24 protein-coding genes and 1 tRNA gene are annotated in these 22,657 nt (G+C 66.1%); 12 read left to right on the forward strand and 13 right to left on the reverse strand.

Translation table 11 applies throughout. The annotated features are described in order from the left end of the window. Positions 1-41: 41 nt before the first annotated feature. Complete coding sequence (gene mscL, locus DKM19_RS41945; RefSeq protein ID WP_369990735.1) at positions 42-464, forward strand: large conductance mechanosensitive channel protein MscL; 423 nt, start codon at positions 42-44, stop codon at positions 462-464. 30 nt (positions 465-494) lie between these two features. On the opposite strand, the gene DKM19_RS41950 is transcribed toward mscL, so the two are convergent. After that, positions 495-1,559, reverse strand: a complete 1,065-nt coding sequence (locus tag DKM19_RS41950; RefSeq protein ID WP_110703889.1) for a D-alanyl-D-alanine carboxypeptidase family protein — start codon at positions 1,557-1,559, stop codon at positions 495-497. Positions 1,560-2,491: 932 nt separating this feature from the next. Here DKM19_RS41950 and DKM19_RS41955 point away from each other — a divergent pair. Further along, positions 2,492-2,564, forward strand: a tRNA-Arg gene (locus DKM19_RS41955). A 387-nt stretch (positions 2,565-2,951) separates the two neighbouring features. On the opposite strand, the gene DKM19_RS41960 is transcribed toward DKM19_RS41955, so the two are convergent. Next, the gene (locus DKM19_RS41960; protein ID WP_110703891.1) at positions 2,952-4,361 is read right to left on the reverse strand and encodes an MFS transporter; all 1,410 of its coding nucleotides are present in this window, start codon (positions 4,359-4,361) and stop codon (positions 2,952-2,954) included. A 90-nt stretch (positions 4,362-4,451) separates the two neighbouring features. Between DKM19_RS41960 and DKM19_RS41965 the strand changes: the two genes are divergently transcribed. Continuing rightward, complete coding sequence (locus DKM19_RS41965; protein WP_110703892.1) at positions 4,452-5,030, forward strand: TetR/AcrR family transcriptional regulator; 579 nt, start codon at positions 4,452-4,454, stop codon at positions 5,028-5,030. Here the strand turns inward: DKM19_RS41965 and DKM19_RS41970 are convergent. The 3 genes from DKM19_RS41970 to DKM19_RS41980 form a co-directional block, all read right to left on the reverse strand. Continuing rightward, positions 5,027-5,542: an Rrf2 family transcriptional regulator gene (locus tag DKM19_RS41970; RefSeq protein WP_110703894.1), complete on the reverse strand. Its 516-nt coding sequence runs from the start codon at positions 5,540-5,542 to the stop codon at positions 5,027-5,029. The genes DKM19_RS41965 and DKM19_RS41970 overlap by 4 nt on opposite strands. A 292-nt stretch (positions 5,543-5,834) precedes the next feature. After that, complete coding sequence (locus tag DKM19_RS41975) at positions 5,835-6,662, reverse strand: TSUP family transporter (protein WP_110703896.1); 828 nt, start codon at positions 6,660-6,662, stop codon at positions 5,835-5,837. A gap of 283 nt (positions 6,663-6,945) precedes the next feature. After that, complete coding sequence (locus DKM19_RS41980; RefSeq protein WP_110703898.1) at positions 6,946-7,884, reverse strand: sulfite exporter TauE/SafE family protein; 939 nt, start codon at positions 7,882-7,884, stop codon at positions 6,946-6,948. An 836-nt stretch (positions 7,885-8,720) separates the two neighbouring features. On the opposite strand from DKM19_RS41980, the gene DKM19_RS50225 reads away from it, so the two are divergent. The 5 genes from DKM19_RS50225 (at position 8,721) to DKM19_RS42005 (ending at position 13,606) form a co-directional block, all read left to right on the forward strand. Then, positions 8,721-9,155 (forward strand): GNAT family N-acetyltransferase, encoded by a 435-nt coding sequence (locus tag DKM19_RS50225; protein WP_162642162.1) that lies wholly within the window; start codon positions 8,721-8,723, stop codon positions 9,153-9,155. Between the two features lie 127 nt (positions 9,156-9,282). Further along, the gene (locus DKM19_RS41990; RefSeq protein ID WP_110703903.1) at positions 9,283-9,705 is read left to right on the forward strand and encodes a MarR family winged helix-turn-helix transcriptional regulator; all 423 of its coding nucleotides are present in this window, start codon (positions 9,283-9,285) and stop codon (positions 9,703-9,705) included. Further along, positions 9,702-10,217, forward strand: a complete 516-nt coding sequence (locus DKM19_RS50230; RefSeq protein WP_162642164.1) for an aspartate carbamoyltransferase — start codon at positions 9,702-9,704, stop codon at positions 10,215-10,217. Before DKM19_RS41990 ends, DKM19_RS50230 begins: the two co-directional genes overlap by 4 nt. 518 nt (positions 10,218-10,735) lie before the next feature. After that, positions 10,736-11,938 carry an SMI1/KNR4 family protein gene (locus tag DKM19_RS42000; protein ID WP_204358454.1) on the forward strand — a complete coding sequence of 401 codons (1,203 nt, stop codon included), beginning with the start codon at positions 10,736-10,738 and terminating at the stop codon, positions 11,936-11,938. A gap of 489 nt (positions 11,939-12,427) precedes the next feature. Then, entirely contained in the window at positions 12,428-13,606 is a 1,179-nt protein-coding gene (locus tag DKM19_RS42005; RefSeq protein WP_110703907.1) for a Cmx/CmrA family chloramphenicol efflux MFS transporter, read from the forward strand. Between the two features lie 542 nt (positions 13,607-14,148). Here DKM19_RS42005 and DKM19_RS42015 read toward each other — a convergent pair. Beyond that, positions 14,149-14,682, reverse strand: a complete 534-nt coding sequence (locus DKM19_RS42015; protein WP_162642165.1) for a nuclear transport factor 2 family protein — start codon at positions 14,680-14,682, stop codon at positions 14,149-14,151. 206 nt (positions 14,683-14,888) lie between these two features. Between DKM19_RS42015 and DKM19_RS42020 the strand changes: the two genes are divergently transcribed. Next, positions 14,889-15,206 (forward strand): DUF427 domain-containing protein, encoded by a 318-nt coding sequence (locus DKM19_RS42020; protein ID WP_162642167.1) that lies wholly within the window; start codon positions 14,889-14,891, stop codon positions 15,204-15,206. 85 nt (positions 15,207-15,291) lie between these two features. Here the strand turns inward: DKM19_RS42020 and DKM19_RS42025 are convergent, their stop codons facing one another. The 4 genes from DKM19_RS42025 to DKM19_RS42035 form a co-directional block, all read right to left on the reverse strand. Then, positions 15,292-15,507, reverse strand: coding sequence for a hypothetical protein (locus DKM19_RS42025; protein WP_110703913.1), 216 nt, complete (start codon positions 15,505-15,507; stop codon positions 15,292-15,294). 15 nt (positions 15,508-15,522) lie between these two features. After that, entirely contained in the window at positions 15,523-15,651 is a 129-nt protein-coding gene (locus DKM19_RS52660; RefSeq protein ID WP_255415469.1) for a hypothetical protein, read from the reverse strand. A gap of 327 nt (positions 15,652-15,978) precedes the next feature. Beyond that, entirely contained in the window at positions 15,979-16,950 is a 972-nt protein-coding gene (locus DKM19_RS42030; RefSeq protein ID WP_110703915.1) for a CU044_5270 family protein, read from the reverse strand. Beyond that, positions 16,943-17,533: an RNA polymerase sigma factor gene (locus DKM19_RS42035; RefSeq protein WP_110703917.1), complete on the reverse strand. Its 591-nt coding sequence runs from the start codon at positions 17,531-17,533 to the stop codon at positions 16,943-16,945. Before DKM19_RS42035 ends, DKM19_RS42030 begins: the two co-directional genes overlap by 8 nt. A 263-nt stretch (positions 17,534-17,796) precedes the next feature. Between DKM19_RS42035 and DKM19_RS42040 the strand changes: the two genes are divergently transcribed. Continuing rightward, positions 17,797-18,384, forward strand: a complete 588-nt coding sequence (locus DKM19_RS42040) for a DUF6461 domain-containing protein (protein WP_162642169.1) — start codon at positions 17,797-17,799, stop codon at positions 18,382-18,384. A gap of 36 nt (positions 18,385-18,420) precedes the next feature. On the opposite strand, the gene DKM19_RS42045 is transcribed toward DKM19_RS42040, so the two are convergent. From DKM19_RS42045 to DKM19_RS42055, 3 genes are all read right to left on the reverse strand, one after another. After that, on the reverse strand, positions 18,421-18,933 hold the full coding sequence (locus DKM19_RS42045) for a hypothetical protein (RefSeq protein ID WP_110703921.1): 513 nt from the start codon (positions 18,931-18,933) through the stop codon (positions 18,421-18,423). 70 nt (positions 18,934-19,003) lie between these two features. Continuing rightward, positions 19,004-19,378 carry an integrase gene (locus tag DKM19_RS42050; RefSeq protein ID WP_110703923.1) on the reverse strand — a complete coding sequence of 125 codons (375 nt, stop codon included), beginning with the start codon at positions 19,376-19,378 and terminating at the stop codon, positions 19,004-19,006. Between the two features lie 178 nt (positions 19,379-19,556). After that, positions 19,557-20,657 (reverse strand): low specificity L-threonine aldolase, encoded by a 1,101-nt coding sequence (locus DKM19_RS42055; RefSeq protein ID WP_110703925.1) that lies wholly within the window; start codon positions 20,655-20,657, stop codon positions 19,557-19,559. Positions 20,658-20,765: 108 nt separating this feature from the next. Here DKM19_RS42055 and DKM19_RS42060 point away from each other — a divergent pair, with 108 nt between their 5' ends. Further along, entirely contained in the window at positions 20,766-21,962 is a 1,197-nt protein-coding gene (locus tag DKM19_RS42060; protein WP_204358455.1) for a sensor histidine kinase, read from the forward strand. Further along, entirely contained in the window at positions 21,959-22,612 is a 654-nt protein-coding gene (locus DKM19_RS42065; protein WP_110703927.1) for a response regulator transcription factor, read from the forward strand. The genes DKM19_RS42060 and DKM19_RS42065 overlap by 4 nt, the downstream gene beginning before the upstream one ends. The last annotated feature ends 45 nt before the right edge of the window (positions 22,613-22,657 follow it).

A 22,657-nucleotide genomic window follows, 5' to 3' on the forward strand; every position in this document is an offset into this window, starting at 1 on the left:
AGATCTTCGCCGTATCGGGCACACAAACGGTGGCCGAGGACATGCGCCAAGGAGCCAAGTTGCTAAGTGGATTCAAGAAGTTTCTGATGCGTGGAAACGTGCTCGAGCTCGCCATCGCGGTAGTGGTCGGCACGGCGTTCACCGCCATCGTGACTTCGTTCGTCAAGGACGTTCTCACCCCGCTGCTCGCCGCGATCGGAGGACAGCCCGACTTCTCCGCCCTGACCCTGACGATCGGTAGCAGCGAGATCAGGTACGGCGCCTTCCTCAATGCGGTGATCGCATTCGTGATGGTGGCGTCCGTCATCTACTTCTTCGTCCTCACCCCCTACGAGAGGCTCACCGCCCGGTTCAGCAGGCAGGAGGAGGTCACCCACCGAGAGTGCCCGGAGTGCCTCTCGGAGATCCCCAAGGCCGCCGCCCGCTGCTCCCAGTGCACCGCCCAGGTACTGCCGCTCGTCTGAGGAAGTCGCCTTGCAGCCCTGAGATCGCCTTTACAGCAGGGAGCCGACCTTGACGTCGTACTCCCAGTGCCAGGGCTCGAAGGGGCTGACGTAGGCCCAGTCGGGGTGAATCCAGCCAAAAGTCTTGCCGTTGGCCTCCAGCCAGTTGAACTCGACCGATCGAAAGCGCTCCACGCCTCCGCACAGGTCGACGGCAAGCCCCAGCCCGTGATTGCTCCGGCCCGGCACCGCGGCCAGGCCGGGTCGGGTGTAGTAGACCGACTGCTGCTCGGACAGGCTTCGATAACTGTCCGTCACGCACATGGGCTTGCCGAACCGCTTCCGGTAAGCCTCGTTGAGGCTGATGAACGCGAGCGCCGCGTCCCCTCTCAATTCCTCGCCCCGCTGCTGGAGCGGGCAGAGATAGGCCTTGGGGATCAGCCCGTTGGCGAACACGTCCATCGTCGTCGCCCTGGTCGGATCGCAGCCGGCCGCAGGCTTGCCCGACTTGTCGAGCTTGACTCCCAGCTTTACCAGCGCCTGGGTCAGTGACTTCACGATCTTCTGCGAGCGCTCCTGGAGCGTCTTGATCTCGGCGCCCATCTGCGCCTCCGACAGCAGGCTGTTCGCCCGCAGCTCCTGTGCTTCGCTCGCCAGTTTCTCCTGCTCGGCCTGCAGGCGACTGCTGTCCTCAAGGACCAGGTTCCGCTGGGCCACGAGCTGGGTGGTGCTGGCCATCGCCTGAAGGGTGCCCACGTCGGAGGTGCCGGACAGGAAACCGGACACATCGCCGCCGACGGGCTGCTGGTAGAGCAGTTCGACCATGTCCGACAGCGGCTGCCGTACCTGGGCGAAGGCCTTCTCCGCGGCCTGCAACTGGCTCAGCTTGGCCCTGAGCTCCTTCTGCGAAGCCGCGATCTTGGCCCGTCGCTGTTCCAGCGCCTTCGTCGCGGCCTCGAGCTCTTTGGATGCTTTTTCCGCATCACGGCGTAGCTCGGTGAGATTCACCGGCTCACGGCGGAGCTCTGTGGAATTCACCGACTCAAGAACGGCGACAGCCTGGGCCTTCACCGGCGCCTGCTGCGCGGCAGCGGCTCCCGGCAAAAGGGAAGTCATCGTCGCGACGACGGCGATCAGACCCGCTGATCGACGAGGTGGCACGTTCGACCCCTCCGTTTGCGAACTCGTGACCTGGGTCAGGCACGCACGCTACTACAGCTCTCCGAGTGTCCGGGCCAGACTCCTCGCGACCGGTATGCGCCGAACACCCCAATTTGACAGCCGACAACTTATGCCTCTTGTCGCACATGCTCCTTACAGACCTCCCAGAGCCAGGTCTCCCGCCACTCCCCCGGGCACGTCTCCTCGGCCTTCGCCAGCTCCCGGTGAGGCGTCCGCCTCACCGGAGGCGCCGGAGGTTTCACGGGCGCGCGAGGCACCACATTTCGCACCATCGGAGGGGCCTCAACAGGGGCGTCATCGGCGGTCGAGTGGTGCTTATCCACCACAACCGGGATCATCAAACCCTCATACGTCGGATACGGACGGGGCGGCGGCGGCACCGCCCTCGGCCCAAAGGCGACACTCCGCGCAAGCCCGTCAACAACCGGCGGTGTGGCCGCCGCTCTCTTCCGAGGCCCCAGATTTCCCCGAGAACTCCCATCGAATTCCGTATCGGAGGGTTCCGTCCTGGACCTCGCATTCGATCCCGCACCGGAGGATTCCGCGTTGGATCCCGCATCGGCGACAGCCATCCGGACGGCCGCCTCATAGCCGGTAGCCTCGGCCACCAGGAGGCCCCCGGCCAGAAGCGCGGGTGCCAGCATGGCTCCGCACAGCACCAACGGCCGCAGACCGCGATGCCCCCTAATCCGCTTCCGTCGCTTTTGGATCACGGAGCGTGACGTTAGCCACGCTCATCCCCCTCTCCCGGCCACTTGCCGCCCCTTTTACCCCAGCTCAGCGAACGGATAACTCACTGTTCGCTCCCAGACCCCCTCTAGGCGCACATCTACTCCCCGCTTTCGCTACTCTTACAAGGAGCCCCTGCCTCCGTAGCTCAGGGGATAGAGCACCGCTCTCCTAAAGCGGGTGTCGCATGTTCGAATCATGCCGGGGGCACTTTTCTGACCAGCGAAAATGTCCTTGACCTGGGGTTATCCTTGATCGCGTTTCCGCGTACGTAGGCAGTGGAGTGCAGCCGTAGGCAGCCGTGTGCCAGCGGTCGCGGAATATACGTGGAATGATCTTGAAGGTGTTTCCGCAGGTCCTCCCGTGGTTCCGCGAACCTGCGACCTCCAACATGTCTCCATTCCACGGGCACCCCAGATCCCGGGAAGTTGACGATTTAGGATGATCCACCGTGCGACGACTCGCGCTCCTCGGCCTGGACGACACCCTCGTAAATCTCGACGAGACGCCTCAGGCCGCCTGCAATACCGCGGCGCGGTCGTCGGCGACAGGCATGGGACTGGGTGAGGCCGTAGGGGCGCGAGTTCCCCGGTGTGGCTAGGAGGGGGCTTGGCCCTGTCGCTCTGAGCGGCCGGGTGTCACCATCGCGGCCGCGACAGCACCGGCCGCTGCCGCGACCGCCGCCACGGTGAATCCGCTGGTGAAGCCGCTCAACGTGTTCCCGACCAGGCTCGCGGCTGCAACGCTCGACACGACTGCGGCTCCGATGGAGGCGCCGAACTCGTGGAAGGTGCTCACGATGCCGGAGGATATCCCGGCCTCGTGCGGCGCCACCTGGCCGAGTGCGGTAGCCGAGGCGATGACGAACATCGCGCCGGTGCCCGCCGCCGCGACGGCCACGCCGACCACGACGCTGACGGGACTCATCGACACCGCCGGAACGGCCATGCCGATCGCCGCGACCGTCAGACCCGCGACGGCCAGAGCGCGTGCACTCCATCGGCCGAGCATGCGTCCGGTCAGGTTGGCCCCGAGCATCGTCGACAGCGCCACCGGCAGGAACAACAGCCCTGTCTGCAACGCGCCGTATCCCCGAGCATGCTGGAAGTAGAAGGTACCCAGGAAGAACACCGCGATCATCAGTGCCGTCGCCATCAGGATGAGGAAAGCGCCGGTCGCCACGGGCCGCCGAGCCAGCAGCCGGACATCCATCAGGGGTGAGCGCGCCCGCCTCTGCCACAGCACGAACAGCACGTAGCCCACGGCAGCCGCCAGGACGAGCCATCCGGTGAGCGCGGTGAGCCATCCCCTCTCACCGGCGGCGATAAGAGCGTAGATCAATGACGCGGAGGAGGAGGTCACCAAAATCGCGCCGAGGACATCGAGTCGGGACCGGTTGGCGGATGCGGATGGCTGGGCCGGCAGCAGAGTGGCGAGCATCGCGGCGAGTACCAGTCCGATGGGCACGTTGACGTAGAAGATCCACGGCCACCCAGGGCCGGCGGTGAGCAGGCCGCCAAGCAGGACGCCGAGGGCGGCGCCACCGCCGCCGAGCGCGGACCAGACGCCCAGGGCCTTGTTCCGCTCTTCCCCATCGAACAGGGCCACCACCAGCGACAGGGCCGCGGGAGACAGCAGCGCCGCCCCGACACCCTGTGCGACGCGACCGCCCACCAGCATGCCTGCCGACCCGGCCAGCCCTGTGACCAGCGATGCCATGGTGAACAGGAGTAGTCCGGCGAGCACGACCCGCTTGGCTCCCACCAGGTCCGTGATTCGTCCGCCGAGCAGCATCAGTCCGCCGAAGGTGAGCGTGTAGGCGCTGACCATCCAGGTCAGCGCTTCGCGGCTGAGCCCGAGGTCCGTCTCGATGTGGGGCAGCGCGATGGCCACGACGGTGACGTCGAGGATCAGCATGAGCTGTGCCACCCCGAGGAATCCCAGGATGCGCCACCGCGCCGGATCTGGCTCGTGGGGCGATGTCTGCCGTACTGCCGGTTGGGTCATCGGATCCTCCGTACGGATAACTCGTACTCTAATGTACGAGTTTTGCCCTCACTATAATCCGTACATGCGCATACGCGTTAGGGTGAGGGCATGGCTGCACCCTCCGCCGGTTCCAGGCGCCGGGCCGATGCCGAGCGCAACATCGCTCGCATCGTGTCGGCAGCGCGCGCGCTACTGAGTTCAGATCCGAACGCGACCACCGACGACATCGCGCGCTTTGCCGGCATCGGGCGGATGACGCTGTACGGGCACTTCCGCACCCGGGCCGACCTGGTCGAAGCCGCGCTGGTGGACGCGCTGCGAGCCGGTGACGAAACCTTGTCGTCCATCGACCTGACGGGAGACGCCCGCCAAGCCATGACCCGCCTGCTGGTGTCGAGTTGGGAGCTTGTGGCCGAGTCCGCGGCCCTGATGACCGCCGCCGATGGGGTTCTGCCTGCGGGACGGCTGCGAGAACTGCACGCCGAACCCGTCCGGCGCATGGCCGAGCTCATCGGCCGCGGCCAGAACCAAGGCGCCTTCCGCACAGACTTGCCCACCGGTTGGCTGGTGAGCGTCGTGCACTACATCCTGCACGGCGCAGCGGATGAGGTGCGCGCGGGACGTCTGCCCTCGCAGGACGCCGCTGACGTGGTGACCAAGTCCGTCCAGTCGCTACTGACCGGCTAGGTGTCCTGTCCCGTGAGGTCGGCGCCTGGCTGATGGCCGAAAGGCCGTTCAGCGCGGTATGGCCGCCTTTGGATCTTTTCCTGCACGGCCGGGCTCTGATGGCCGACTGGTGTCGCGGGGCGGTCGTCACACTGGGGGGCGGCCACGATCTGCGCGAGGGTGATCTCGCTCAGCAAGGTGTGCTGGTGCTGTCGCATCTCTGCCCAGATGTCCGCCAGTGGCGCGGCGACGCCGGGGAAGTGCTCGGTGCCCTCGGTCACTCCCTCGCTCACGCGGATCACGTCGGCGAGGGTGATCTTTTCGGCGGGGTGGGCCAGCCAGTAGCCGCCGTCGGGTCCGCGCTGGCTGTGGATGAGGCCGGCGCGGCGGAGCTGGAGCAGGATGTTGTCGCAGAATCGGCGGGGGATGTCCTGGGTGGTGGCGATCCGCTCGGCGTTGATCGGGCCCTCGGCCGCCGCCAGGGTGACCATGGCGCGTAGCGCGTACTGGGTGCGGGCGGAGATGCGCATCATGTGCCGCGCTGCGGAAGGTCGCAGTAGCGTGCGAAAGCCGTTTGAGGCGGCCGTTGAGACGGGCGGCAGAGCCAGGCATGCACATCATGAGGCGATCGGCGTGGCGTGGTCGTCGAGGGTGCCGAAGACCGGCGTTGTGACTGCCGCCATGACGAGTGGTGACTCGACCCCAAGGGATACTCCTATTTCTCGACCCATTTGGTAGGTTTACCGTAATTTGACGTTGTGGATTTAGCAATCATGAAAGCGCATCCATACTCCGGCGCATGGCGGCTGCGGCTCCGCTGCGAGGTCAAGCTCTGAGGAGGTAGCTGATCGCGGTCACGGTCGCGATGGCGCCCAGCAGTGCGGTCAGGAGGCGTTCGCCGAGGCGGTGTTGCAGCAGGCGGTGCTGCAACGCGGAGGCGACGGAGGCGCCGCCGAGCCCACCGAGACCAAGGGCCAGGCCGATGCCCCAGAATGGTGCGGCGGGGGCCGCCCCGATATCGGCGGCATCCAGAAGGGTGTAGGCGAGCAGCCCGGTCACCGAGGTCGACAGGGTGGCCGTCAGGGCCAAAGGTGCCGCGCGGCGCACCGGCCAGCCGGCCAGGCCGACCAGGGCGGGGGCCAGCAGCGAACCACCACCGATCCCCAGCACGCCGCCGATGCACCCGCCGATGAACGCCAGGCCCGCCAACGGCCTCACACGCCCGCCACCCATCGGGTCGCGGACTGGCATCCGGGTCTTGCTGGTGCCGCGCACGCTGCGCATCAACAGGTTCACCCCCAGCGGGAGCAAGACCGCGACCAACAGCAGGCGAAATCGACTGGGATCGGCCAGGACGCTGACTCGCATATAAGCGCCGAGTACGGCCGCGGGCACGCACACGGCCGCGACCACCCCAACGTGGTCGGTGCCCAATCGTCGCGATGAGGGCTCTGTCTTCACCCGTAAACGCCGCAGGGCGGCGGGGGTGGAGATGACATTGAACAGCAGATTGGTGGAGCTGACCGCCGGTCCGGACACACCCAGCACGCTCAGCTCCACCGGAAGCAGGAACACCGCGCCCGACACGCCGACCGCGGTGCCCAGCAGCGCCACCACGAACCCCGCGATGACGGCCAGCATCAGCTCACCCATCAACGGCTTTCGCCGTCGGCTGGGCGATGAGGCCGGCTCTCCCTTGAGCGTGCATACGGATCACGGTGCCATGACACGGCACGCAGCACGCAGGCGGCCCCACGAAGCGCACCGCGCCGGGGCGGCAATCGGAGCGGTGCATCACATGTCCCACGACAGTTGGAGTGATCACATCGTGCGGCCCGCATCGGCGTCCAATGACCACCGGGCTCCGCATCGGCGACGACACGAAGCCCGGCAGGACAGTTCTCACGGGTGGGGCGACGGGTGGGCAATGGCCCAATCAGGCCGGGGCGGTCTCCTCCTCGTCCGCGCGGCGCCGCAGCTCGGCCTCGATCGCCTCGACCGACTCATTCGCCTTGTCGCGGCGGTACTCGCGCACCGAGTAGGCGATCGCGGCGACCCAGATGAGCGCGATGGTGATGTAGGCGACGGTCTGCACGCCGCCGGAGGCGCCGATCCAGTCGCTGCGCAGCAGGGTGCGGATGTTGGTGAGGATGATGACGCCGCCCACGGCCGAGCCGAGAATGCGCGGCGGGATGTGGCGCACCAGCCAGGCGGCGATCGGGGCGGCGATCACGCCGCCGAGCAGCAGCACGCCAACCCAGGCGAAGTTGATGTTCTCGGAGCCGATACCGATCAGGAAACCGAGGCTGGCGGCGATGGCGACGAGGAACTCGCTGGCGTCGATGGAGCCGATCACCTTACGCGGGGGGATGCGGCCGCTGGCCAGGATGGCCGGGGTGCCGACCGGCCCCCATCCGCCGCCGCCGGTGGCGTCGACGAAGCCGGCGACCAGGCCGAGCGGCGCCAAAAAGCGCTTGCGCAACGGCTTGCCCAGGTTGCCGCGCGGCAGGCCGAAGGCGGTGAAGCGGATCAGGATGTACACGCCCAGCGTGAGCAGGATGATCGACATGATCGGGGCCGCGACCTCGGTAGAGAGGCCGGACAGGAACGTCGCGCCGGCGAACGCGCCGACGGCGCCGGGGATACCGATCTTGGCGACGACCTTCCAATCGATGTTGTTGAAGCGCCAGTGGGAGATGCCGGAGGCGAGCGTGGTGCCGATCTCGGCCAAGTGCACGGTGGCCGAAGCGGCCGCGGCGTTGGTTCCGATGGCGAGCAGCAGGGTGGTCGAGGTCACGCCGTAGGCCATGCCTAGGCTGCCGTCGACGAGCTGGGCCAGGAACCCGACCAGCCCGAGCAGGATGAGTGCGCGCACGGCATCCCCTTTCCAATGTTTCCTACTTTGTAAGTTGGAATTATCGTTTATTAGGCTGGTGGATCAGTCAAGTCACATTTCGAACACCCATCTTGCTATCCGGACACCGAGGAAAGCCGCCGGAAATGACGCCTCCGGCAGAGCGTTGGGCCCCGGGGGTCGTGAAGAACGATGACGCGGCCGATCACCGCGGTCGCCACCGAAAAGATCATCATCCTGGCTGACGCCAAATCCGACAATGCGGGTCTGGATCGGGTCGCCTGAGCCCCACCTGTTTCTACCGCTGCCACAACCTGCACTTGGTCTACTTCTGGATTACTCAATTCCAGAAGTAGACCGACTGTCGGCTTCCGGAAACACGCTCGTTGCACCTGGCGACACACCAATTCGCGACGATCCTGTCAACGGATGTGGCACCGACCGGGGCTCACCGATCCGTTCCTACTGGACCCCAACGCCTCTGGCCCCGTGCTTGCTCAGCTCGCCTGGCCCGCAACCTCCCACGTCAAGCCAGCGACTTGGCGGCATGACGTCGCCTTCGGGCGGACATCACCGCAATACCCCGCCCCCCTATGGTATAACTAACTCGTATATCAATGATTGAGTTAAGGATTCATGATTCACACCCGTTCCCTCTTCGCGCCTGTGTCGGCACACAGATTCCGCGAATGGCACGGAACTGGGACGACGAGGCCTGGATCGCCAGGAACGCACGGAAGAAACGACGCCCCCATGTCCGGGGCGGTCGAGTTCGACCACAGGGCCGATCCGAGGTTTCGGCCCCTTTCGGCACAGCTTCCGTTATCGCAAAGCACGTGAACCAAGGAGGATTCGCCATGGTGTCGATCCGTCGCGCGACAGCCAAGGACGCATCGGTTATTCATGGACTGATGCGTGGCTTGGCCGAGCATCAGAATCATGGGTCCGCGGTGAGCGTGAGCGCCGAGCGCCTCGAAGAACTGCTCGGCCGACCGGAGATCACATACTTGATCGCTGAGCGTGGTGGCCGGGCGATCGGTTACGTGTCCTGGCTCGAAAGGATCAGCTTGTGGTCAGGCGGCGATTATCTCGCGCTGGACGATCTGTTCGTATGTTCCGAACACCGCGGAGAGGGAGTCGGCGATCGGCTGATGCAGGCGGCCCGCGAGGCCTCCGAGGGCAGGGTGATCCGCTGGGAGGTCGCCGAGGACAACATGGCGGCACAGCGTTTCTATGAGCGCATCGGAGCGAGTCTCGTCTCCAAGAAGATCTGCCGATGGCAGGTCGCATAGCAGCACCATCAGAGCTGATCTACCCACCGGTCCAGGCGGCCGGACGCCTCGTCCTCCTTCAGGCGTGTATGACCACCCAACCTCAAACTAGTTGTTTACTACAACAATCTAGTTGTATGGTCGAACTATGGCGGATGAGCGTGAACTCCAAGAAGCCGTAGGGCGTTTCGTGCGGGCTTTCGGTCTCCATCAGCCTGACCAGACTCCCTGCGGCCGACCCATCCCGGTATCGGAGGCCCACGCACTGGGCGAGCTGGCCAGGGACGGTGCCCTGCGGCAGAACGACCTGGCTCACCGCCTCCGCCTGGAAAAGAGCAGCACCAGCCGCCTGGTCACCCAACTCATCAACCGCGGCTGGGCCGAGCGCACTGCGGCCCCCGATGACGGGCGAGGCGTGCTGGTGCAGCTCACACCCGCAGGGGAGAACGCCGCAGCACAGCTGGCCGAGGCCAGGGCGGCGCGCTTCTCCGCGCTTTTGGACCGTGTTCCCCCGGGTGAACGCGCCGGCGTGCTGCGTGCCCTCGACATCCTCACGGAGGCAATCGAATGAAACTCAAAGATCGACCCGTCCGCCTGCTCATGGCAGCGCTCGTGGCCATCGCCGGCGCCTTAGCCGTCTATGTGCTCATCGGCCGGAACGGGCAGCAGGCGATGGCCGACCGCCAGGTGGAGATCGCGGCCAAGGGCGCTCAGGTGATGCCGTTCGACCTGGAGCGCACCACCCACCGCTTCACCAAGTCGGCCAACGGCGGCCTGCAAACGGTCACCGCAGATGACCCGGCCGACGCGCGACAGGTCACGCTCATCCGCGAGCATCTCGCCAAGGAGGCCGCGGGCTTCGGCCAAGGCGACTTCGGCGATCCCGCCTCCATCCACGGCACCGACATGCCGGGCCTGCGCGAACTCGAACAAGGACACAGCCGCATCGACATCCGTTTCGCCCAAACACCGGCCGGCGCCCAGATCACCTACACCACCTCCGACCAACCTCTGGTGAAGGCGATGCACGCCTGGTTCGATGCCCAGGTCTCCGATCACGGGCAGCACGCCGAACACGGATAGAACGCCCCTGCGACACCTACCGGCATACCCGTGCCTGCCCTTTTCACGGGACCTCCCCGAAGCACCTATCGAGGGACATTCCCGAGCTCGATATACCCTACCTGGGTACAGTTCAGCCCGGTTACGGCAAGTGCTCGATGTAGTCGTGATCATGAAGGGATGTCCTATCACCTTGGTCTGTGCCTCTCCCGCGACCGCGAAGTACCGAGGGAGCACGCTCCCGGCGTAGTCGTAGCAGTCCGCACACAGCGGCTCATCGAGGCATGCCTCGTCGGAGCCGTGCCGGGCCGTGCAGCACATGACGTGCCCATGCGAGCAGGTGACAGCGCCGGGCGTGGCACGGCAGGACCCTGCCGTGCTTTTGCTGCCGGTCGGTATCCGGTGAGCAGTGCTCTCGAGCGATGACCTTCCCGAGAGATCGTATGGCAATGGCAAAATCACCAGTCATGGACGCGAATGCTTACCTCGGCCTCCTTTCTCGGGTGGAAGCCGACCCGATCGAGGTTGATTGGGAGGTAGTGGAGTCTCACATCGGCATCGCGCTGCCCTCGGACTACAAGGCTCTCGCCGCCTATGGCCCGCTCGACATCGGCGACTTCGTCTGGCTATACACGCCATGCGTTCAGGAGTACGAGTTCAACCGGCTCGACGCCTTTGACTACGTCGACTGGTTGAAGCAGACGCATCGCCACTGCCGCATCGCCGCCCGAGACGTACCGCCGCACGCGCCGCCACCCTTCCACCCCTTGGAAGGTGGGCTGCTCGCCTGGGGAAGTACGCGACGCAGCTCTTACCTGTTCTGGGACACCTCCGTGTCCAAGGATCCGGACCGATGGCCCGTCGTGGTCTTCGAACAGGACTCCGCCCTCAAGGGCGACAACCCCTGGCTCACCCTCAACACCCCCCTGCTCGAGACCCTGACGCTCATCCTCAGCGAGGGGATCTCTCTGCCGAGCGGCCAGATGCTCGGCCCGCTTCCGCCGATTGCGCGCAGGACCCGCTTCCTGCGGGCGGCCACGCCCTGGACCCCACCCGAGAAGTCACCCGAACGGGGCCCGGAAAACGAGCGCCGGGCCGCACTCACCGAGGGAGCCGGCCTCGCCGCTCTCCGCCTCCTTGCCCCGCCGCCCGAAGCCCCCTACCTAGGCGAGCTCACCTGGGAAGAGGTGTTCGCGGCCCTCGGCACGCGGCTGCCCTCCGAATACGTCGAGCTGATGGAGGTCTACGGAACCGGCTGCTTCAGCGGCTGGATGCGGTTCGTCGCACCCTTGCGCGGCGAACAGTACGGTCTCATCCAGACGGCGTCCACGGTCAGCGACGGCTACCGTGACCTCCGAGAATCGTTCCCTGAGAACTTCCCACTGGCCGTCTGGCCGGAGCCCGGAGGCTTCCTGGCGTTCGCCGACTCCATCGACGGCGACCAGCTCGGATGGCTGACCCAGGGAGACCCCGACCAATGGCCGGTCATCGTCTTCCCGCGCCACGATGACCAGGGCTCTCCGCTGCCCGGTACTCTCACCGAGACCCTCCTCGACTGGATGCGCGGCCGCCTGGACGAAGCAGGCTTCGCGACCCTCGATCCGGACGACGACCCGCTCGAGTTCCTCGGATTCGTCCCGAACACCGCCGACGACTTCGCCGAGCAGGAGCGAGAACGCCGGGAGTGGGAGTGCCAATTCGCAGCTGACACACCGGAGTCACCGGCGCAAGGGACCGCGTGACCGCTCTAGCCATATGCCTATGTGCGTGGCATGAGGCTGACCGGCAGCACGGTTCGTGGACTCGGCATTGGTGATCGCCTTCCTCCCGGGCATCGTCCTGTGGCCGGTCTATCCCGATAGCCGGAGGAAATGGCTGCTAGAGCTGATCCCTCACCTGGTCGAATGGGTGAGGGCGCCGTTCGGCGACAGACACGACGATGACGATGACGATGCCTGACCGGCTGTTGAGCCAGGACGTTGGTGACGCGCTCGAATGGCTCGTAGCCGGGAGGAAAACCAATGTGCACCGAGTGGTTCGACTGAGTATCGTGCTTGCCATGTCGAGCCCAGAGGCATCCAAGGTGGGGGCTTTCGGTCACCCGTCAGCCCCCTGAACCACTGAATGGTCCTGTTCTGCTGCACGGTGGTGGCAGATGACAGGAGTAGTTGGGCCGCTGACCGCGGTGACGAGACGTTTCATCTGATCTCTCATCACCTCGGAGTTTCTCGATGCCTCTACCTCTCTATCTGCTTGCCGTGGCGCTCTTCGCCATGGGCACCTCAGAGTTCATGCTCGCCGGCCTGCTGCCGGACATCGCCGCAGACTTCGGCGTTCCGGTTTCGACGGCGGGACTGCTCACATCGGCCTTCGCCATCGGAATGGTCGTCGGTGCCCCGCTCATGGCGGGACTCGCGCGCCGGTGGCCACGGCGATCCAGCCTGCTGGGCTTTCTCGGCCTGTTTCTGGCCGCACACGTCCTCGGCGCCTGCACCGGCAGCTTCACAGTTCTGCTCGCCACCCGAGTCATCGCGGCGCTTGCCAATGCCGGCTTTCTGGCGGTCGCGCTCACCGCAGCCGCTGAACTGGTCCCTTCCGACCGGAAGGGCCGGGCCCTGGCCGTCCTGCTGGCGGGCACCACGGTCGCCACCATCGCAGGGGTTCCCGGGGGTGCCTTGCTGGGGACACTGCTCGACTGGCGCGCCACCTTCTGGGGGATGGCGGTGTTGTGCCTACCCTCGGCGCTCGGCATAGTGCGTGGCATTCCCGCCAAGACAGAACAACCGAACGGGCCGGCAGGCCCGGATCTACGTCAGGAGCTCACCGAACTACAGCGTCCACGACTGATCCTGGTCCTGCTGCTGGGCGCGCTGGTGAATGCCGCGACGTTCGGCACCTTCACCTTCCTCGCTCCGATCGTCACCGATGTCGCTGGGCTGGATCCGCTGTGGGTCTCTGCCGTGCTGGTGCTGTTCGGCCTGGGGTCCTTCGTCGGCGTCACCGTCGCCGGGCGGTTGTCCGATCAGCGGCCCGGTGTCGTCGTCGCAGTCGGCGGGCCGTTGCTGCTCGGCGGCTGGGTCGCCCTCGGCCTCGTCGCGTTCAATCCGATCGCTCTGCTGATCCTTGCATTCACCCAGGGTGCGCTCTCCTTCGGACTCGGGAGCACGCTGATCGCACGCGTGCTGTATGAGGCCGCAGGAGCGCCGACCATGGCAGGCTCCTACGCCACCGCTGCCCTCAACGTCGGGGCTACCGCCGGTCCCGTCATCGCCGCCGCCACGTTGAGCACGTGGTTGGCCGAACGGGGACCCGTCTGGGCCAGTGGCGCCTTGGTCGCAGTCGCACTCCTCCTCGCTCTGCTTTTCCGCCAGGCCCTCGAACACAGCGATTACGAGGGGAGCATGCGATGACGCGCCGTTGAACATCGAAGGTCGACACACCGAATCACTGCCCTGCGAAAAGGCCGCCACCGACCGCACACCACGATCGGGAACCAGCCACCAGCATCACGACTGCACGACCGTGCAACCGACGTCGTGACCTCCTACAACCGGCAAGAGACCCGGAGGGGGAATGCCTACCCCGCTCCGGGTCTCTTCGTGTTCCGACTTCAGTCGAGTGCCTCGTCAATCTTGCTGTTGGCACGAGCCTGTTGGCCATCGAGGCACTTGGCATAGACCCTCAGGAGCACATCAACACTGTGCCCGGCCCGCTTGGCCACCTCGGTTGCCGGGACCCCGGCATTCAGCCACAGGGACACGGCCGCGTGGCGCAGGTCGTACGGCCGAGCCGCGAGCGGGGGTGCGACCTGCGAAGCGGCGTGAAACGTCCGCTCATGCCGCTATGGGTGCGCTCACGCCAAGTGCGGCACCGGTATCGAGGCATACCCAGTGGGGCCTACGCCCAGGCCGTCCGGCCCGGCAACGCAGCAGCGGACAGCAGCGTCACCAGGTCATTGGTTCCTGGGCCATCTTGGCTTGACGCGATCTGGATCAGCGAGCGGAACGAGCCGTCGCTCGCCGAGACGGGTAATGACCGCCAGCGGCCTGGTCGCCAGGTTGACGACTCTGGCGAGCCCCGGGCGGCCCTGCCGCTGAAGTAGCCGGGGGCCGATGTCGGCCATGACCGCAGCAAGGCCGGGCATTGGGCGACCGAACAGGGTCAGTTCATGGATCAGGCCGGCTGGGTCAAGCCGCAGGAGCTGGGCTTCCTCGATTGCCTCCCGACCAGCATGGGCGTGGTAGAACAACGCACGGGTATGACCGGTGCCGACCGCCGTATGGAAGCGGATGCCGCTGATGACATCGAATGCGGCGCCCAGCATCTCAACGACTTGATCTCGGCCGCGGAAGCGGAACTGTGCGGTCAGCGGTGAAATCACCTCTACGTCGTCCGCCAGACACCGAGCGGCCGCCAGCACGTCACCGCTTTCCCCGGCGGCTTGCCACGCTGCGATCGTCTCGTCGTACGAGTCGGCTTCGCTCACGGCGTCCATCGTAGCCTCTCGCTTCGCGATCGCCGGGTTGGTTGATCTCGGCGATACGACCCCCTGAGTTGTGCTGGCTACCGACGCCAGAGCGTCCTCAACTGCCGCGAAGCGTTACGCTGGCGGCCACGGGGGATGTTTGATGGGATCGGTCTATGAACACACGAGGACATGAAATCGAGGTCACGCCTGTATCGGATCAGGTCGTGGTGCGAGTCAAGGACGTGGTCGTCGCGACCTCCTCCCGGTCGATCGTGCTCACCGAGACGGGGTGTCCGCCGCGGTACTACCTGCCGTCGGCGGACGTGAAGATGGACATACTCAGATCATCGACAACGACGTCGCACTGCCCGTTCAAGGGCGACGCCGCCTACTGGTCGGTTCAGATCGGTGACGGTGTGGTCGAGGACGTGGTCTGGTCCTACTCGGAGCCGTTCCCGCGGGTGGAGGAGATCGCCGGACTGCTCGCCTTCTGGGCCGAGAAGCCAGGCGTCACGCTCGAGGTGAACGGGCAGGCCGCGTAAGCGTCGCGGGTTGCGATCGCCGCCACGCGCAACAGACTGTCCGCCCTGACGGCGCTGAACATCCGCTTCTGCCGGTCCAGCGGTGCTAGAGCCATCCGATCGTCGCTCGTCGTGAGTACTCGCGCCGGTCGCGCAGGTGCGGGGCATGCGCCAGTCCCGGAAGGGATGCCGTGTGGGTCCAGTAGCGGGCCAACGCGACAAGGAACGCGTCGACCTTTTCCGGTTCGGCGGCCTCGCCGACCGGGTGTCCAACGAAGATCTCCTCGGGATCGACGTCACCTAGATCGGGCTGCAGCAGCAAGCAGACCAGGTCACCTCAGGCAGGGCCGATACAGGCGCGCCTCCAGTCGACGAGATGTGCCGTGCCGCATGGGCTGATGAGGATGTCGTCGAAGCGGGGGTCGAAGTGCATGAGCGTGTCGCCGACCGCGAGCTCGGTCCGCATCGCCTCCATGAAGGCGAGCCGTGGCAGGTGGTCGCGTTCCCATTCGCCAATGCCGTCGACGGTCCACCCAGAAGGCGGCCGTCGGATGGCCTCTAACTGCGTTGGTTCTCTCCTCGACAAAGCCCCCAGGCCCCGCCGCTCGGAGGACTGGGTCAGATGGAGCTCCCGCAGGCGAGGCCGAGGACGAACGATCTTGCCCCGGAAAGGAGGGGCAACCTCCATTCCGGGGCGAGGAAGAACGGTCCCGCCGGGCCGAAGCCCAGGGGGCACGGCGACGAGACATGGCGACGTCGTACCTCGCCGGCTTCCCGCCCGTACGGTGAGCGCTCAGTCCCGCAAGCCGGGACGATCGACGATCACCGACGACAGCAGGGCCGTGTTCCACACCGCGCCCTTGCGAAGCATGGGCTCGCTGTCGCCGGGCCTGAGGTAGTCGCGCAGCCAGAGCATCTGACGGCCCAGGTAGCGGTAGGTGACCGGGTCGAGGATGTCGTAGCGGCGCTCGGGTGTGTCAAAGTCTCCCTCCCGCCAGACGCCCAGACCGCTGCGGCCCGCGGCGTCCCACACGCCCTGCTCGATGTGGACACCGGGAATGAGCGCCAGGGCGCGGAACATGGCCGCCTCCAGCCGCGGTGGCATCGAGCCGTACCTGCTCAGGTAGAGCATGATCACGCTGTAGGCACGGGCGTCGTCCGGTGCGACGCTCTTGGGGACGCCTTCCTCATGTGCCCCCTTGATCCAGTGGCGATCACCTGTGACCTTGGCCAGCAGCTTCCTCGGGTCGGTCGGCAATGCGCGGAGCTTGGCGTCGTACTGCTGCGGCGACAGGTCGTCGTCGCCCGGGTCCGGGGGGATGTCACGGATGACCAACTTGCCGTCCCGGCCGAAGACGGCGCGCTGTTTGCCGTCGTAGCGCATCCATTCTTCGCGGGCCTTGACCGTGTCCGAGTTCGGCTGTTTGTCCAGAATCTTGGTGTAGTGCCACTGCGTCGGCAGGGGCACATGGGCGCTCTCCCTCCCACCCGCCACCTCGGCGGCGTGGGCCAGCACCACGCTGGAGTCGAGCCGAACGACCGACGGTGTGTTCGTCGGCCCCGAGGCGGGCGATTCCGGCCGCAGGATGGCCACGGCGAGCACGGTGGCGGCCCCCAATGCTCCAACGACGAGCAGGCGGCGCCTCAGCGCCTGCCCGCGCCCCCGCATCCGCGTCAGCAACCGCCGTCGCTCCGGGATGATCCATTCCTGGCCCGGCTCGGGGACCTCGGCGCGCCACTCGCGCAGTGATCGCAGGTCATCCATCGAAAGACTCCTCTCTGGTCACCGCGGGGTTGGATCCGCCGAGCGCCTGGCGCGTCCTGGCCCTGGCCCGGTGCAGGCGGGATCTGACGGTGCCGACCGGGATGTCCAGCGCACGGGCAACGTCCTCGTACGACATGTCGGCCCAGGCCACGAGTAACAGCACCTCCCGGTCACCGGGTGACAGCCCCGCCAGCGCCGCCGCCAGTCCGGCCTGCTGCGCGGCGATTCGGTCGTCGACGCGCTCGGTGTACGGCACGGCGATCTCGTCGACGCCGCTGCGGACCAGCGCCCGGTAGAATCGGATCTCCACTCGCCGATGCCGGCTGATGAGCCGGGCGGCGATTCCGTACAGCCAAGGCCGTGCGTCAGGGTGACTCGCGTCGTAACGGTTGCGGCGCCGGAAGGCGGCCAGGAAGGCGTCGGAGACGATGTCGTCGGCCAGGGATGGTCCCAGCCGCCGGGCGACATAACGCCGCAACGCGGGCGCGTGCCGGTCGAAGAGGTCGGCGAAGGCCTCCGGGGTGTGCTCCGAGCGCCGTATCAGCTCGGCGTCGTCGGCCCTGCCGGATTCTTCGGCGATCACATGGTGCTCCCGTCCCTGCGCATTGGTTCGCCAGCTTTCGCCCGCACGCACGTCGTGAGTTCACGTTATGGGGTGTGACCCGCATCACAACGGATCCAGCACCGAACTCGTACCGCCCTATGTCAACCCGATCCTCGCGGCCTGCCTCATCCTCACCGTCACCTTTATCGTTCTGGCCTGGAGGGCAAGGTGGGCCAACGCCGGCAAGCGGGCGTCCTGACCAAGTAACTTCCAGGTCACTGAAGACAAGACGTAGAACGAGGATGGCGATGGTCGAGGTAAATCACGCTGACGTCGCATGGTTATACGACATCAGCGTTTTAGGTGATGCGTGCAGTCTGACCTTCATTCGGGGAGTCGATGAGGTCGAGGCACTGCGCCGGCTGGGTGCGAGTGAGGATGACATCCACCTGTACACCAGCGACGATTGCCCACTACCCGAAGCCGTACGCGCATGGCAGTGCGGCGAATGGACCGTCATCATCGAGGTGTCCGACGAGCGACTGGTCGACCCGAAGATCATGGACGCCGTTTCGGCAGGAACAGAAGCAATCATGATCTTCGAGAACATCAACGCCTGGAGCCGATTCGAGTACTTGGCCGACGGGGAGGTAGTAGCCTCCTTCGATCCCGCGGGGCCGGGCCACCGCCAGGGGAACGATCCTGATCGGTTCGTCGAGGAGATGCGCGCATCAGGATTCGATCCGGATATCGACATCGAGGAAAGTGACACTGAGGCCGATGCGCCCGGGTTCACCGAGCTGTTGCTCCTCGCCGCTCGACTGACCGGTGTCGTCCTGACTCCGGAGATCTTCAACGGCCCGCTTCCGGGCGCCTGCGTGAAGTCGTAGACCGCTGAAAAGCAGGAAGATGGCTGCGACTCGTATTCAGTCGTCTGCGGCAACCAGGAGCGACAAGGTCTCGGCGACGCGGTCGATGAGGATCAGTTCGTGGAACTCGTCATGAATTCCACCCCAGTCATGAAATGCCTCACGACCTATATTTTTAAGCTGATGTCTTCCCGTGGCTCCTGAGATCAGTGGATGAACCTCACGCTCCAGCCGAGCGGACAGAACCGTGGGAAGTTCGCCATACTGCTCTGCCCACCTGCGAAATATGGCCTTCGCATCCACCTCGTCGACGTGCGCATATGCGGTCGGGCTCAGGTTTCGCAGCCAGTAAGGGCCGTGACGGACTCCGTCGATATCCACTCCTCCTCCGGCATAGTCGTCTCGGTACTGTTCATGTCCGATCAGTTCCGCCAGCAGGTGAGCATCATCGGTGTCCGGCCGGGGCAAGCCGAAGCGCTTGATGTCGACCCAGCGGTAACCGTGCCCCTCGAAGTGAAAATCACTGAAGTTGACGAAAAGATGATCTTGATACGTGAGGACTTCTTGCATGCCTCAACGATAGGAGCAGCCGGATCGATGGATCCGGCTGCTCCATCCATCCCAGGGTGCGCGGTAAGTCTTACGTCTCCAGGGCTTTGGTGATCTGCCCGTTCACGCGAGTTCGTTGCCCCTCGATGCACTTCGCATGGACAAGGAGAAGCACGTCGACGCCATGTCCGGCACGTTGGGCCACCTCGGTCGCTGGGACACCCGCGTTCAGCCAGAGGGAAACCGCCGCGTGCCGCAGGTCATACGGCCGGGCTGCCAGCGGAGAAGCGATCTGTTCGACGGTGAATGCCAGCCGCCGGGCTTCCTGCCAGACGGAGGAGTAGGCCGAGGAGGAGAAGGACTGCCCCTTGCTCGTGCGGAAGATCCGACCGTCCTTCTCGGTGCCGTGTTTGTCGATGTGCTCTTTCCCGCCTGATGCTTGACGGCCGGCCAAGGGATCGTGCATCGATTCCTCATCGTCCGTGCCCGTAGGCTCAAGAGGGAGCCGCTACGTCCGCTCATGCCAAGGTGAGCGCGTCAGTATTGGGGCCAATCCGCCAGCGGTCGCCGGTAGGTGATCGACGTGTCGGCCGCGGCGCAGATGCGCGAGTTCGCCGAGCACCGCTGTGGCATGCACCTGGAGGTCAGTGATCGACGACGCGGCTGAGGAAGCGTTCACCGATCTCGGTGATGTCCTCGGTGGTCCACTCGAGAGCGGGCGTGGCGACGGTGATCTCGGTCATCGCCATGCCCGGTACGTCTGTTTCCTGCCAGCCGGCGACGAACCACACCTTCTCCTCTTCGGCGAGTGCCAGCGCCGCGTCGTTGAGTGCTTGCGCCGGGTGGGGCAGCCAGAGACGGAATCGATGGGTATGCGGAGGTTCTGGATACACCCGCGCCCCGGGAAGCGCGGTGAGTGCCGCAGCGACCGTCCTCGCGTGCCGTACGTAATCGGGGATGCGCGGCAGCTCCCTGTTGAGACCGGCGAGTGCGGTCAGGGCGGCCGGCCACTGCTGGAACACCTCGCCGCCGTAGCGGTGCCGCCAGATGCGGGCGTAGGAGGCGAGCTGCGTGGTGCCCGCGAGCGCCGCACCGCTGATGCCGCCGATCGTCTTGTAGAACGAGACGTAGGTGCTGTCGGCGAGGTCGGCGATCTCGCCGAGGGTGTGCGCCAGGTACGGGGTGGACTCCCAGATCCGGGCGCCGTCGAAGTGTACGCGTGCACCGATGGCGCGCGCCGCGCCGGATATGGCGGCGAGTTCGCTCCAGGAGGGGAGGACGAAGCCGGCGTCGCGCAGCGGGAGTTCGACGACGACGGTGCTCACGGGTTCGGCGAGCGCGGTGATCTCGTCGGCGGTGGGGTTGCGGGGCGCGGTGGTCGGCCAGGTACTGCGCAGGCCGCTCAGATGGGCGTAGGCATGCCGTTCGTGCACCTCCAGGTGGCCGAGCGGGTGGAGAGCGACCGTCGGGTGCCCGCTGCGGTCAGCGCCATAGCGCAGCGCGACCTGCTGGGCCATCGTGCCGGTGGGGAAGAAGACGGCGGCCTCGGTTCCCAGTAGGTCTGCCACGCGTTCTTCCAGCGTGGTCACCGGACCGTCACCGTAGAAGTCAGGCTGACCATCCAGATCACCGCCTGCGTCCATGTCTGCGAACCGGTCCCTCATGGTCATGGGCCGGGTGCCGGAAAGGATTCGGTCGCAGGCCTGCAGAGCGGCAAGCCGACGCTGCCTTGTGTTGTGGGACATCGGCAGATCATCGCATGTCAGCGCATTAGCGGGTCAATCGGTCTCCGGAGGCAGGAGATCATCTTATGCACGGCTCTCGGCCGACAGGTGCTGTGCAGGCCGCGGCGCTTGAAGGAGCGAGCCGGGGCCAACCTCGGCGAGGAGACTAAGATCATTGCGCGTTTCCACCGTAGGTTGACCGTGCGCCACCGGACGGTCCACAGTGAGCGCATGAACAGGGCTCTGGCCGCGCTGACCTTCGGCGCGCTGCTCACGCTGCTGATCGGGGTCGTCGCATCTGGAGAGTCCCTGCCGTCGCTTGTGCTCGGCGCGGTGTTCACCGCATTGGTCACCTTCGGCTTCTCGCGGGTACGTGCGCGCAATCAGCTGACCTGGTCGTTCGGGTACGTGGCCGTGCAGCTGCCGATCGCGTTCGTCGTGTTCTCACTGAACGCGGGGGTCGCCGCGACGCTTCTGCTCGTTGTGCTGGTCAGCCAGTGCGTGCTGCTGCGGTTGCCGATCGCCGCGACGGCGGTCGTGGTCGGGCTGGTCCCGTTCGTCCACCTCGGCATGTCGTGGGGCGAAGGGCTGCGGGAAGGGCTTGGAATGCTTGTCACCGCGGTGTTCGCCGCGATCGTGACGGAGTTGCTACAACGCGAACAACGCGCCCGTGTCGAACTAGCCGAGGCGCATGAGCAGTTGCGTGACTACGCCGCGCAGGTGGAGCGGCTCGCAACCGTGCAGGAACGAAACCGGGTCGCACGCGACATCCACGATGGACTCGGGCACTCGCTCACCGTCGTCCAGATGCAGGTCAAGGCCGCCCGTGCGGTCCTGATGACCGACACCGCCAAGGCCGACGAGGTACTCGCCAAGGCCCAGGACCAGGCCGAGGCCGCACTCGCCGAGGTACGCCGCTCGGTCCGCACATTGCGCGAACCACGCGAAACCCCTCCCCTGCCTGACGCCTTGCAGGCGTTGGCCGAGCTGACATCCGCCGCGGGCGTGACCACCAGCGTCGCGATATCCGGCGAGCAACGACCGTTGCCCGACGAGACGCGCGAGGCCTTGTTCCGTGCGGCGCAAGAGGGTCTGACCAACGTCCGCAAGCACGCCCAGGCAACCCGTGCCGACTTGGTCCTGGACTACGCTGACACCGCCGTCCGGCTGGCCATCCGCGACGACGGCGCCGGCTCCGCTTCGACGTCTGCGTCCGGTTTCGGCCTGGTCGGGCTCCGGGAACGCGCCGAGCATCTGGGCGGACGGTTGAGCGTCGAGTCGGCATCGGGCGCGGGCTACACCTTGAGCATGGAGGTTCCCGGATGAGTCCGGTCCGCGTCCTGTTGGTCGACGACCAGGCTCTGTTCCGCGAAGCCCTGGCCACCCTCCTGGCCACGCACGACGCCATCGAGGTCGTCGGCGAGGCGGGCAACGGCGACGAGGCGATCCGCCGGGCCGCCGAGCTCACCCCGGACGTCGTCCTGATGGATCTGCGCATGCCCGTCCTGGACGGCGTCGCCGCGACCCGTCGCCTGCGTACCGACCACCCCGGCATCGGCATCGTCGCGCTGACGACGTTCGACGACGACGAGGACGTGTTCGCCGCCCTTCGCGCTGGAGCTTTGGGCTACCTGCTCAAGGACGTCTCCTCGGCTCAGCTGATCGAGGCCGTCCTGGCCGCCGCCCGCGGCGAGTCGGTGTTGCAGCCGTCCGTCGCCGCGAAGGTGGTCGCCCAGTTCGTCCGCCTGCCCTCGACCAGCGCCCCGGAACCGCAGCCATTGGTCGTGCCGCTGTCCGACCGCGAACTCGAAGTCCTCCGCCTCCTCGCCACCGGCCACAGCAACCGCGAAATCGCCGCAACGCTTTACCTGGCCGAGGGCACCGTGAAAAACCACGTCACCAACGTCCTGTCAAAACTGAACGCCCGCGACCGCACCCAAGCCGCATTACGCGCACGGTCACTCGGTTTGCTCTGACCGTTTCCGCCCGGGTCATGACCGCCTCATGACCTCGGGCATGAC

The organism is Streptosporangium sp. 'caverna' (assembly GCF_003203775.1).
GTDB lineage: Bacteria > Actinomycetota > Actinomycetes > Streptosporangiales > Streptosporangiaceae > Streptosporangium > Streptosporangium subroseum.

Coding starts and splice junctions, on each gene's coding strand:
- mscL (WP_369990735.1), top strand. CDS start 42: ATGCGCCAAGGAGCCAAGTTGCTAAGTGGATTCAAGAAGTTTCTGATG.
- DKM19_RS41950 (WP_110703889.1), bottom strand. CDS start 1,559: ATGACTTCCCTTTTGCCGGGAGCCGCTGCCGCGCAGCAGGCGCCGGTG.
- DKM19_RS41960 (WP_110703891.1), bottom strand. CDS start 4,361: ATGACCCAACCGGCAGTACGGCAGACATCGCCCCACGAGCCAGATCCG.
- DKM19_RS41965 (WP_110703892.1), top strand. CDS start 4,452: ATGGCTGCACCCTCCGCCGGTTCCAGGCGCCGGGCCGATGCCGAGCGC.
- DKM19_RS41970 (WP_110703894.1), bottom strand. CDS start 5,542: ATGATGCGCATCTCCGCCCGCACCCAGTACGCGCTACGCGCCATGGTC.
- DKM19_RS41975 (WP_110703896.1), bottom strand. CDS start 6,662: ATGGGTGAGCTGATGCTGGCCGTCATCGCGGGGTTCGTGGTGGCGCTG.
- DKM19_RS50225 (WP_162642162.1), top strand. CDS start 8,721: ATGGTGTCGATCCGTCGCGCGACAGCCAAGGACGCATCGGTTATTCAT.
- DKM19_RS41990 (WP_110703903.1), top strand. CDS start 9,283: ATGGCGGATGAGCGTGAACTCCAAGAAGCCGTAGGGCGTTTCGTGCGG.
- DKM19_RS50230 (WP_162642164.1), top strand. CDS start 9,702: ATGAAACTCAAAGATCGACCCGTCCGCCTGCTCATGGCAGCGCTCGTG.
- DKM19_RS42005 (WP_110703907.1), top strand. CDS start 12,428: ATGCCTCTACCTCTCTATCTGCTTGCCGTGGCGCTCTTCGCCATGGGC.
- DKM19_RS52660 (WP_255415469.1), bottom strand. CDS start 15,651: ATGCGGACCGAGCTCGCGGTCGGCGACACGCTCATGCACTTCGACCCC.
- DKM19_RS42030 (WP_110703915.1), bottom strand. CDS start 16,950: ATGGATGACCTGCGATCACTGCGCGAGTGGCGCGCCGAGGTCCCCGAG.
- DKM19_RS42040 (WP_162642169.1), top strand. CDS start 17,797: ATGGCGATGGTCGAGGTAAATCACGCTGACGTCGCATGGTTATACGAC.
- DKM19_RS42045 (WP_110703921.1), bottom strand. CDS start 18,933: ATGCAAGAAGTCCTCACGTATCAAGATCATCTTTTCGTCAACTTCAGT.
- DKM19_RS42050 (WP_110703923.1), bottom strand. CDS start 19,378: ATGCACGATCCCTTGGCCGGCCGTCAAGCATCAGGCGGGAAAGAGCAC.
- DKM19_RS42055 (WP_110703925.1), bottom strand. CDS start 20,657: ATGTCCCACAACACAAGGCAGCGTCGGCTTGCCGCTCTGCAGGCCTGC.
- DKM19_RS42065 (WP_110703927.1), top strand. CDS start 21,959: ATGAGTCCGGTCCGCGTCCTGTTGGTCGACGACCAGGCTCTGTTCCGC.